The 10,937-nt window shown below is 47.8% G+C and carries 10 protein-coding genes; 9 read left to right on the plus strand and 1 reads right to left on the minus strand.

Translation table 11 applies throughout. The annotated features are described in order from the left end of the window. Positions 1-58 precede the first annotated feature (58 nt). From HI950_RS26760 to HI950_RS26795, 8 genes are all read left to right on the plus strand, one after another. On the plus strand, positions 59-442 hold the full coding sequence (locus HI950_RS26760; protein WP_169089507.1) for an ATPase: 384 nt from the start codon (positions 59-61) through the stop codon (positions 440-442). A gap of 163 nt (positions 443-605) precedes the next feature. Beyond that, positions 606-893, plus strand: coding sequence for an Asp-tRNA(Asn)/Glu-tRNA(Gln) amidotransferase subunit GatC (gene gatC / locus HI950_RS26765; protein ID WP_053374333.1), 288 nt, complete (start codon positions 606-608; stop codon positions 891-893). Between the two features lie 35 nt (positions 894-928). Then, positions 929-2,386, plus strand: a complete 1,458-nt coding sequence (gene gatA / locus HI950_RS26770; protein WP_169089509.1) for an Asp-tRNA(Asn)/Glu-tRNA(Gln) amidotransferase subunit GatA — start codon at positions 929-931, stop codon at positions 2,384-2,386. 36 nt (positions 2,387-2,422) lie between these two features. Further along, positions 2,423-3,862 carry an Asp-tRNA(Asn)/Glu-tRNA(Gln) amidotransferase subunit GatB gene (gene gatB / locus HI950_RS26775; protein WP_169089511.1) on the plus strand — a complete coding sequence of 480 codons (1,440 nt, stop codon included), beginning with the start codon at positions 2,423-2,425 and terminating at the stop codon, positions 3,860-3,862. A gap of 150 nt (positions 3,863-4,012) precedes the next feature. Further along, positions 4,013-4,720 carry an MgtC/SapB family protein gene (locus HI950_RS26780; protein WP_169089514.1) on the plus strand — a complete coding sequence of 236 codons (708 nt, stop codon included), beginning with the start codon at positions 4,013-4,015 and terminating at the stop codon, positions 4,718-4,720. Then, positions 4,702-6,651, plus strand: a complete 1,950-nt coding sequence (locus HI950_RS26785; protein WP_169089516.1) for a DUF4097 family beta strand repeat-containing protein — start codon at positions 4,702-4,704, stop codon at positions 6,649-6,651. The genes HI950_RS26780 and HI950_RS26785 overlap by 19 nt, the downstream gene beginning before the upstream one ends. A gap of 75 nt (positions 6,652-6,726) precedes the next feature. Continuing rightward, positions 6,727-7,161, plus strand: coding sequence for a peroxide-responsive transcriptional repressor PerR (gene perR, locus HI950_RS26790; RefSeq protein ID WP_169089527.1), 435 nt, complete (start codon positions 6,727-6,729; stop codon positions 7,159-7,161). A gap of 119 nt (positions 7,162-7,280) precedes the next feature. Next, positions 7,281-9,005 (plus strand): glycosyl hydrolase family 18 protein, encoded by a 1,725-nt coding sequence (locus HI950_RS26795; protein ID WP_223285521.1) that lies wholly within the window; start codon positions 7,281-7,283, stop codon positions 9,003-9,005. 116 nt (positions 9,006-9,121) lie between these two features. Here HI950_RS26795 and HI950_RS26800 read toward each other — a convergent pair whose 3' ends face one another. Beyond that, the gene (locus tag HI950_RS26800) at positions 9,122-9,481 is read right to left on the minus strand and encodes a YgzB family protein (RefSeq protein WP_169089531.1); all 360 of its coding nucleotides are present in this window, start codon (positions 9,479-9,481) and stop codon (positions 9,122-9,124) included. Between the two features lie 153 nt (positions 9,482-9,634). On the opposite strand from HI950_RS26800, the gene HI950_RS26805 reads away from it, so the two are divergent. After that, complete coding sequence (locus tag HI950_RS26805) at positions 9,635-10,519, plus strand: nucleotidyltransferase-like protein (RefSeq protein ID WP_317618452.1); 885 nt, start codon at positions 9,635-9,637, stop codon at positions 10,517-10,519. The last annotated feature ends 418 nt before the right edge of the window (positions 10,520-10,937 follow it).

Genomic DNA, 10,937 nt, shown 5'->3' on the forward strand with positions numbered 1-10,937 from the left:
ATTTTTTAGTAGGATAGTAGTGAAAGAATCAGCGGCGAAGAAACAGGAGTTGAAGACGATGCTACAATTAGGCACAAAGGTCGTCATAGTGGCTGACCAATATGAACAAAACCTTCCCATCGGAGAGCATGGTTATATAATAGCTTACGACCGCAACGCGGATAATGTATTTGATTATGTGCTGAGAGTCCCATCGGCCAATCGGAACTTTCTTATTCCTGATGAAGACGTGGAGCTTGAAGAGGTGCTTATTCAAGATGAGGTTGACCGCATCGAGCGGGAGGCGCTAATCGATTTTGCACTTGCGACTCATAATGAGGAATTGTTTAAACGCATTATGAATGGCGGGAACGAAATCGAGCCGGAACCGGAAAATACGGGCAAGGAACCGCTTAGCCCAGCGGACTTTATTCGTCAGGTTAATCTAAAAGCTTGGATTTAGCTGCAGTTGATCAAATCGGACTGTTCTGTATGTCAGCGTGCTGACATAGGGAACGGTCTTTTTTTTCGCGAAAAGAGGAACTTGCCGTTTACATTGATGTTCGCCCTAATTGTGAGATATAATAGGAAGAATGATTACAGGAATAGGAAAGGAAGAATACCTGATGAGCATTACGCCCAAGGATGTAGAGCATGTCGCCAGATTGGCGCGGTTAGAGCTTTCCGATTCGGAGAAGGATCAGTTTACGGAGCAGCTCAATGCTATTTTGAAATATGCGGAAAAGCTTGATGGACTGGACACGGAAAATGTTGAGCCGACCAGCCATGTGCTGCCGATTACGAACGTGATGCGTGCGGATGAGAAACGCCCGTCGCTGCCGATCGAGAAGGTGCTGCTTAATGCGCCTGATGAAGAGGATGGACAATTTAAAGTACCTGCGGTACTTGAATAATACGAATGGGTTTTATATGAAGGGAGGAACTACTATTGGCACTGTTTGATTTGCGCCTGCAGGATGTACATAACAAGCTGAACAATAAGGAACTGTCTGTTTCTGAGCTGGTTAGCGCATCATATGCGAGAATTGCAGAGACCGAGCCTGCTATCCAGGCTTTTATAACATTAAATGAAGAAAATGCGCGCTTGCAGGCTTCAGAGCTGGACAAGCAATTGCAAGAGGGCGGCGAACGCGGTTTGCTGTTTGGATTGCCGGCGGGTGTGAAGGATAATATTGTGACGGAGGGGCTGCTTACGACTTGCGCGAGCCAATTCCTAAGCAATCACAATCCGATTTATGACGCTACGGTCGTTCGTAAGCTTAAAGCAGCTCAATCGGTTACAATCGGCAAGCTGAATATGGATGAATTCGCTATGGGCGGCTCGAATGAGAACTCAAGCTACTATCCAACGCGCAACCCTTGGAATACGGAATATGTGCCTGGCGGCTCAAGCGGCGGCTCGGCGGCATCAGTTGCCGCGGGCCAAGTATACTTCTCGCTAGGCTCCGACACGGGCGGCTCGATTCGTCAGCCGGCCGCATATTGCGGCATCGTTGGCCTTAAGCCTACGTACGGCCTTGTTTCGCGCTTTGGACTTGTCGCTTTCGCATCATCGCTTGACCAGATCGGCCCGCTCACCAAAAATGTAGAAGACTCCGCTTACGTGCTGCAAGCTATTGCCGGCTACGATTCAAGCGATTCTACATCTGCGAATGTGGAAATTCCGGACTACACGTCAGCACTGACCGGCGATGTTAAAGGCCTCCGCATCGGCGTGCCTAAGGAATACCTTGGAGCGGGCATTGACCCGCGCGTCAAAGAAGCGGTGCTCAAAGCATTGTCGGTATATGAATCGCTTGGCGCGACATGGGAAGAGGTTTCGCTGCCGCATACGGATTATGCGATCGCTACCTACTACCTGCTCGCTTCCTCGGAAGCTTCATCGAACCTGGCCCGCTTTGACGGCGTACGCTACGGCGTTCGTGCGGACAATCCAGCCAATTTGATCGATTTGTACAAGAAATCTCGCAGCGAGGGCTTTGGCCCCGAAGTGAAGCGCCGGATTATGCTTGGTACGTATGCGCTTAGCTCCGGGTATTATGATGCTTACTACTTAAAGGCTCAGAAGGTACGGACGCTAATCAAGCAAGATTTTGACCAAGTGTTCAGCCAATATGATCTAATCATCGGACCTACGGCTCCGACGCCAGCGTTCCGCATCGGAGAGCAGGTTGGCGATCCGCTAACGATGTATTTAAACGATATTTGTACGATTCCGGTTAGCTTGGCAGGCGTTCCTGCTATAAGCGTGCCGTGCGGTACGGCTGACGGCTTGCCGATTGGCCTGCAAATTATCGGGAAGGCGTTCGACGAATCGACGGTGCTGCGCGCCGCTCATGCGTTCGAGCAGCACACGGAGCATCATAAACAACGTCCGCAGCTATAAGCGGTCATATATACGTTTACGAAGGGATCGATACGAATGTCTGAACCGAACAAATACGAGACGGTTGTCGGGCTGGAAGTCCATGTAGAGCTGCATACAAATAGTAAAATCTTTTGCGGCTGCTCTACGGCTTTCGGCGCGCCGCCGAACACCCATACCTGTCCAGTATGTCTTGGACATCCCGGCGTCTTGCCGGTACTGAACCGCCAAGCGGTTGAATATGCAATGAAGGCGGCAATGGCGCTCAACTGCCAGATTGCTGATATCAGCAAGTTTGACCGTAAAAACTACTTCTACCCGGATTCGCCAAAGGCGTACCAAATTTCGCAGTTCGATCAACCGATCGGGGAGCATGGCTGGATCGAAATCGAAGTGAACGGCGAAGTAAAGCGAATCGGCATCACTAGGCTTCATTTGGAAGAGGATGCAGGCAAGCTCACTCACGTTGACGGAGGCTTTGCTTCGCTTGTCGATTTCAACCGTGTCGGCACGCCTCTTATCGAGATCGTATCCGAGCCGGACATCCGCACGCCCGAGGAAGCGAAAGCCTACTTGGAGAAAATCAAAGCGATCATGCAATATTGCGATGTGTCTGATGTGAAGATGGAAGAAGGAAGCTTGCGCTGCGATGCGAACATAAGCCTGCGTCCATACGGACAGAAGGAATTCGGAACGCGTGCCGAGCTCAAAAACATGAACTCCTTCCGCGGCGTACAGCGCGGCCTTGAGTATGAGCAATTCCGCCAAGCGGAAATTCTCGACGGCGGCGGCGAGGTAATCCAAGAGACTCGTCGCTTCGACGATGCGCTTGGCAAATCGTTCTCTATGCGCGGCAAGGAAGAAGCTCATGATTATCGCTACTTCCCAGACCCGGATCTCGTTTCGCTTCATATCAGCGAAGAGTGGAAGCAAAGCATTCGCGCTACGATTCCAGAGCTGCCGGACGCCCGCAAAGCGAGGTATACGACGGATTACAGCTTGCCTTCTTACGATGCTGAGGTGATTACTTCATCTAAGAAGCTTGCGGATTTCTTCGAGGAAAGCCTTTCCTATACGAAGGATGCCAAAACCGTTTCGAACTGGATCATGGGGGATCTCCTAGGTTATCTTAATGCGAACGGCCAGGAAATTTCCGATGTAAAAATAACCGGACAAGGTCTTGGCGAAATGATCGGCTTGCTTGAGAAATGCACGATCAACGGTAAAATCGCCAAAACCGTATTCAAAGCGATGCTGGAATCGGGCAAGCTGCCTCAGCAAATCGTTGAGGAGCAAGGGCTCGTTCAAATTAGCGATGAAGGCGCGATTCAATCGATTGTGAATCAAATCGTAGAGGCGAACCCGCAATCGGTGGAAGATTACAGAGCAGGCAAAGAAAAAGCGATTGGCTTCCTCGTTGGACAAATTATGAAGGAATCCAAAGGGAAAGCAAATCCTGCACTCGTGAATAAGCTCCTTGTTGAGCGCTTGAAATAAGTGCAGCTGCATGCATAGACGCGGTTCATCGTTATGATGAGCCGCGTTTTCTTTTTGGCTGTCATGCCATGTTGGACAGAAGGCCTGTATGCTCTAAATGCTGCATACAATTATGTTACAATAGCTAGTATAGAAAGGTCGGGATCACCAATGATGAATACACTTGATAATCCCTGGTACATCAGTGAACTGCACATTTTGCTCAGACTCCTCCTTGCATTGCTGCTTGGCGGACTTGTCGGATTTGAGCGCGAGCAGTCGAATCACGCAGCAGGGCTTAGGACCAATATTTTGGTTTGTTTAGGCTCATGCTTGCTCATGCTGCTCTCCATGTATGGATTTTCTGCTTTTGTTGACGAGCCGAACGTAAGGGTTGACCCCGCGCGTCTTGCAGCGGCGGTTATTACCGGCATAGGCTTCCTTGGCGCAGGTACGATATTGTTTACCGGAAAATCCATAACAGGCTTAACGACCGCCGCATCACTTTGGGTCGTATCAGCAATTGGATTGGCTGTCGGAGCGGGCTTCTACTTTGCATCTGCGACGGTGACGATTATGGTTTTAGTTACGCTATGGGCGTTTAATAAATTAGAGAAAAGGTACATTAGCGCGAAAAAGGAGTATTTGCTCAAAATCAAAGCAAACGATCTATCTCAAGCCTTAATCGATATCAATGGTTTGCTGACTGAACAAAAAATTATCATTCGAAAAATGCTCTTGGAGGAGTGTGTGGATGATGGAGATGGCGAGCAGATCATGCTTCAGGTCTACGTTACGTTGCCTAAATCGGAAAAACTGCTTATGCTGCTCGATAAAATAAAGCATTTGGAGGGTGTACGTTGGGTCAGCTCAGAATAAAACGGACAAAAAACAGACTGCTCACCGTATTGCTCGCGTTTGCATTGCCAGGCGCTGGACATATGTATACGGGACAGCACCCGAAGGGCTTGCTCTTAATTACAGCCTTTTTGCTGGATCTGACAGCGATCGTTAGGCTAGCTGATTCAGATGGCGGCAGCCATTTGCTGTTAATTGTTTATTTAGGCATAATGCTGCCCGTTTTTTATTTTATTAGCGTCTTCGATTCCTTGCAAAGCACGGAAGCTGAGGATCATAGCCCTGTTGCACTCAATCGCGCGCTGGGCTTTATCATCTTGGCGGCTGGCGCTATCATGCTCGTTTTAGTAAAGCCCCCGCAAGCGATTTTACCTTGGATGAATGAGCTGGCGGAGCTTTGCGTAGGTCCTATTATCATACTTGCAGCGATCACATTGCAGCTGCGTTCGCGGAAAGGATCGGTATCTATGTTTAAGCTAGGTCGTTTTACAGCAGCGGTGCTTGTCCTTGCTGTCGGGGTGCTTCTTCTGTGGGATCAAATACAAGGGAAAAATGATATTTCGCTACTTGGACAATGGTGGCCGGTCATATTTATATTATTAGGCCTTGAAGTGATATTATTCAGCATAAAGTTTAAGGGAGCGGAAAAGAAGCTTAGGCTTGACGTAGCGGGTGGAATGATTGCGTTAGTCATAACGATGACTGCATATGTAGTTACCCAATATGCCGATATCCCTTTTCGCTGGCTGGATCAATTCAACGTTGATTTGAACGGCGCTGCGGATTACGGAGAAGAAAAGGGCTTTCGCTATGACAAAGCAATCATTAAAGTGCCTCTAGATGAAGCTGCTTCGCTTATCCAAATCGTAAATCCGAATGGACAAGTGACGGTTCGCTCGGGCGATGTGCAGGAGATCGAGCTTTTAACGGCAGTATGGGTTGATTTAACGGACAAAACGGAGGCAGATGCCATAGCGGAGCAATCGACCGTAAAAATTAATCCAGGCGCGGAGCTGACGCTTGAGGCAAAGGGACAATCATACGGGGCTAACGGAAGCATGAAGCCTAGAATGAATATGATTATTACGGTGCCGATGTCCCTGTCGGATCAGCTTCAAGTGGAGGAGACCCCTTCCGAAACGCCGACACATTTGGAATCTGAACAACCCATTGACGCAACCAACGCAGCAAAATCGGAATCACCGCTTACTTTTGGAACTGCACTTGATGCGATTCAACAACTGGCAACCGAGCCTCCGGGCAATTCGGATAATAACCCGATCGATGAGCCTGAGCAAAACCCGCAAGATGACGAAGATGTAGAAGAGCAGCAGCCGGCTTTGAAGATGAAGGTGGAATCCGGTAATGGCCCTGTCGAAGTGAAAGCATTGACGCTGCCGGGGGGACTGGACATTCGAAGCAGCAGCGGAATTGTTAAGATCAGCAACATTAATGGCTCCGTTTCCGTCAAAGGAAATAATGGCGACATCCATATCAGCGGAATAACTGGAGACAGCAGCATTGAAACGAAGAACGGCACGATTGCAGCCGAGACGATTCAAGGCAAGCTTTTTGCCAATACGCTTAATGGCAGCTTGGAGATCAACCAGATCGAGGGAGACATCGAAGCCGAAACTAAAAACGGTAAAATCAAAATGAATGGCGCCGGCGCTTCTGTCAAAGCTGATACGCTTAATGGCAGCATTGAGCTAAGCAGCGCAACCGTAGGCGGCGATTGGGATTTAGACAGCTCGGTTGGCGAGGTCAAGCTTGCGATGCCTCAGGATGGTCATTTTACAGTTTACGGATCGGTAACATTCGGTAATATTACGACTGAGCTGCCGCTAGAGGTAAGCAAGAAAACGATAAGAGGCTCAATAGGCGAGGGCACTTTCCGGATCCAGATAAATGCAACGAACAGCATAATGATCTCACAGTTTGGGCTTTCCTAAAAAGGCGCTTTCATTGACAAACTCTTAAAATAGAACGTACAATGGTTTTAACTACTAAGGAAGGGCGTGAGGGGAATGGGAGCCAGCGTTAACCTAGCATTGGAACAACTGAAGATGAATGGCGTCCGAATGACCCCGCAACGTCACGCCATATTAAGCTACTTGATGGACTCCATGTCTCATCCGACTGCAGATGAAATTTATAAAGCGCTCTCTCCTTCTTATCCGAGCATGAGCGTAGCTACCATATATAACAATCTGCGTTTATTTGTAGAAGCTGGATTAGTGCGTGAGCTGACTTATGGCGATGACTCTAGCCGTTTTGACTCAGATTTATCCGATCATTACCATGCCATTTGCAAAAATTGCGGTTCTATCGTCGACTTTGATTATCCGCCACTGCTTGAAGTAGAGCGTGTTGCATCACGTGTGACGGGCTTCGTAGTTGAAGGTCACCGGATGGAAATATACGGCGTTTGCTCTATATGCAATACTACATCAGCGAAATAAATGGCGATAAAGCCTATAAGAACGTGCCGGGAAGCGACTTAACGCGCTAATCAGCACGTTTTTTATTACCACAAAGAATACTCACAAGCACGGAACAGGAGAGTGAACAATTGGAAACGATGTACAACCGAGCGCCGCGCCGCAAAGGGGGCCGAGGTGTTCGGGGAATTATTCTTTTATTTATTGCAGCGATGGCAGCCGTTTTCTGCTGGTATGGATATATGCGTTTTATTCCGAATGATGAAAAGGTCGATCCGATCTATCGAACAGAGCATCCGATCATTATTCGCGGGATAGAGTCGGAGCAAGGCGCCATCATAGAAAATAATGAAGTGAAGCTGCCGCTAGCTGCGCTTCAGCAGGTGCTGGGACAGGACAAGCCTATCCGATATGAGCCTGATTCCGGCTCCATTATTTTGACGACAGCCAATAAAGTGCTCCATCTCAAGACAGATTCCCTAACGGCAACGATAAACCAAAAGCCTTACAATTTGACGATTGCCGCAGAAACTTCTAATGAAACGGTATATATACCAGCAGAGCCTTTGAAGGAACTGTACGGCCTGCAAGTGGAATTTGATCAGAATAGAGGTATCGTAACGCTTCTTTCAGCGGGGGAGAATGTTCAACTAGCGGAGGTCATGCCGAAGAAGGGGGCTGCCATTCGTACCGAGCCGACCATTCGTGCTCCATATGTTGACAAGGTGCCTCAAGCTCAATCGGTTAGAATTTGGGAGGAACAGGCTGGATGGCTTCTTGTTCAAAGCAGCGATGGGCTGACTGGCTTCATTAACAAAAAAGACGTAAAGCTGACGACGATCGATCAAATGCCTGAAGCGGCGGAGGAACCGGCATTCATAGCTTGGAAGGTGCTTGGCAATAAAATCAATATGACGTGGGAAGCTGTGTACGAACGGAAAATTGATACTACGAAAACTAGCCCAATGCCAGGGGTAAATGTAGTAAGCCCAACCTGGTTTGCTCTTGCAGATGACAAAGGGACCATTAAAGGGAAGGCCGATCCCGCTTATGTGAAATGGGCGCATCAGCAAGGCATGCAAATTTGGGCGCTGTTCAGCAATGATTTTGAGCCGGACCGTACGACGAAGGCATTAGCAAGCGCAGAGACCAGGTTTTCGATGATCCAGCAGCTGATCGCTTTTGCCGAGGTTTATGACTTGCAAGGGATCAACATTGATTTTGAAAATGTGCATACGTCCGATAAAGCAAACTTTGTGCAGTTTGTTCGAGAGTTAACGCCGCTTTTGCATGAGCAAGGGTTAGTGGTATCGGTCGATGTGACTCCAAAATCGAATAGCGAGATGTGGTCGCTGTTTCTGGATCGCGCGGCCTTAGGCGGAATCGTCGATTATATGATGGTTATGGCGTATGACGAGCATTGGGCATCCAGTCCCAAATCCGGCTCAGTCGCATCCTTGCCATGGACGGAGAGCTCGCTCGTTCGTATAATGCAGGAGGACGGCGTACCAGCCAGCAAGCTTATGCTCAGCATGCCGCTCTATACAAGGATATGGACGGAGAAGAAGGGGGAAGACGGGAAAATAACGGTCTCCTCGAAAGCAGTAGGTATGGAACGAATAAAAGAAATTATTAGTACGAAGAAGCTAAAGCCGGTGTTTGATGCAGCGGCTGGCCAAAATTATGTGGAGTATCAGGAAGACGGAGCATTGAAACGGATTTGGATTGAGGATGAAGTATCCTTGAAGGCTCGGGTCGCATTAGCGCGCAAGTACGATTTGGCGGGTGTCGCTACGTGGCAGCGGGCGTTCCAAACTCCAACCATCTGGAAAACGATCGACGATGCCATTAAGCTGAAGCCATAATACATTTTTTTATAGTTAAATAAGAAAAGCCCTCTTCGCATGAATGATCATGGAAGAGGGCTTTTCTTATGTTGAATGCCGCCATAAGGCGGGGATTAACGTTTGCGACTGACTCATTACACTTGCTGTTCAGTCGGACTATGCGTTGCTTGTGCAGGGTCCAGCGTCAGCATCGTTTTGCAATACATGCAGCGATCGGTTTTCCCTAGCATCTTCGTTGGACGTCCGCATTCAGGACATTGCAGCATCGTGGCGCTTGTCGACATCATGCCGGCCCAGAAATAGACGGCAACGCTGATAAGCAGAGAGATCATGCCAATGACCATGAAGATAGCAGCGATAATTTTACCGGCTTGTCCCCAAAATACGATGCCGGCGGTTCCGAGTATCATTACGCCCATCCCTACTAAGGTGAAAATGAGCCCCCAAAGACGGAATTCATTGATTTTGGCGGACTTAAAAAAGAACTTCTTCATGCATTCAAACCCTTCCTATGACGAATGACTTATGAATTTGAGACTGTTTCTGAGTTAGTAAGCAGGAATGTGCCTCCAACATGTCGAAAAAGAATAGCACTGTAGATTATTATTATAGCTTAATAAAATGTGATTAGCTATATGGAGGAACCAGTGGAACATATAAAAGCACACTTCGCAGACAGCTATCGAGATGAACCTAACCTGGTCGGTTTAGCTGTTATTGAAAACCCATATCCTTATAATCCATTAATCGACGGCTTAGATTCGTTAGTGCTCGTCGTTGTAGAGGAAGCTCAGGCTCGAAATGAAACAGAGCATGTCCAGCTCAACGGCAAGCGCGTACTGATTCGTACCATTGATGCCAAAGGCTTGAATGCATGGTTGGCTGGCGGAGAAAATCGCAATATTATTGAGTGGCTAGTTCGGGGGGAGATCTTGTTGGATCGCGACGGCTATTTAAGCGGTGTACGTGAACGTCTGCTTCAATTCCCTGATTCCATGCGGGAGCAAAAGCAGTTTACGGAGTTTGCCGGCTTCTTAAGAACTTATTTGCAAGCGAAGCAGGACCTGCTCGATGGCAATTTGCTGGATGCATACAGCCATGTGCTTATCGCGCTGCATCACTGGGCTCATATTGTTCTAATAGAAGAAGGACGTCACCCAGAGCTCACGGTATGGAAGCAGCTTAAACGGGTTCATCCGGGGATATACAAGCTTTATGAGGAGCTTACAGTAAGTCCGGAAACCTTAGAGCAAAGAGTTCAGCTAGTTATGCTGGGCTGCGAGTTCTCCGTGATGAGCAAAATGAAAACAAGCTGTGCGTTATTGTTTGATATACTCAGAAGCCGCGAGGAGCCTTGGAGCATAGCCGAGCTGCAATCGCATTCTTCCATTAATGTATTGCATGTCGATTTATCGCTAGTTATTCAAAAGCTGGTGAAGCGTGAGTATGTACGCGAGGTTGCCGTCATGAATGAGCTTGGAGATATAGGTGCTCTTGAGCTGCGTTATATGATCAATAACACAACAAACTAATAATGAGAGTTATATGTGGAAAAGCGCTAGCTTTGCCTGTATGTATTGGGGCAAAAACGCGCTTTTTTTATTTGTAAAATAATCTGGTGAATAGGCTTGACTTGAATAAAGCTCAGATGATATATTAGTACTCGCCGCTTTTGCAGGCTACGTAAACGCGAAAACGACATTTTTAAAAAAATGTCGAATAACGAAAAAAAGTACTTGCAAAGAGATGGGCGAATGTGATATATTATAAAAGTCGCCGATACGAAATAAGCGGTCGACACGAAAGAAAAGATTGCTCTTTGAAAACTGAACAACGAGTAATAACTGCCCTTACGATTCTAACGAATCGTGAGAAAAGCGATAAAAAGTAATGAGCATTTCAAACACCAATTTGGAGAGTTTGATCCTGGCTCAGGACGAACGCTGGCGG

Source organism: Paenibacillus sp. PL91 (assembly GCF_012935325.2).
GTDB lineage: Bacteria > Bacillota > Bacilli > Paenibacillales > Paenibacillaceae > Pristimantibacillus.

Excerpts from the sequence above, each read along its gene's own strand:
- perR (WP_169089527.1), top strand. The coding sequence starts at position 6,727 with ATGGGAGCCAGCGTTAACCTAGCATTGGAACAACTGAAGATGAATGGC.
- HI950_RS26780 (WP_169089514.1), top strand. The coding sequence starts at position 4,013 with ATGATGAATACACTTGATAATCCCTGGTACATCAGTGAACTGCACATT.
- HI950_RS26795 (WP_223285521.1), top strand. The coding sequence starts at position 7,281 with ATGTACAACCGAGCGCCGCGCCGCAAAGGGGGCCGAGGTGTTCGGGGA.
- HI950_RS26760 (WP_169089507.1), top strand. The coding sequence starts at position 59 with ATGCTACAATTAGGCACAAAGGTCGTCATAGTGGCTGACCAATATGAA.
- gatB (WP_169089511.1), top strand. The coding sequence starts at position 2,423 with ATGTCTGAACCGAACAAATACGAGACGGTTGTCGGGCTGGAAGTCCAT.
- HI950_RS26800 (WP_169089531.1), bottom strand. The coding sequence starts at position 9,481 with ATGAAGAAGTTCTTTTTTAAGTCCGCCAAAATCAATGAATTCCGTCTT.
- gatC (WP_053374333.1), top strand. The coding sequence starts at position 606 with ATGAGCATTACGCCCAAGGATGTAGAGCATGTCGCCAGATTGGCGCGG.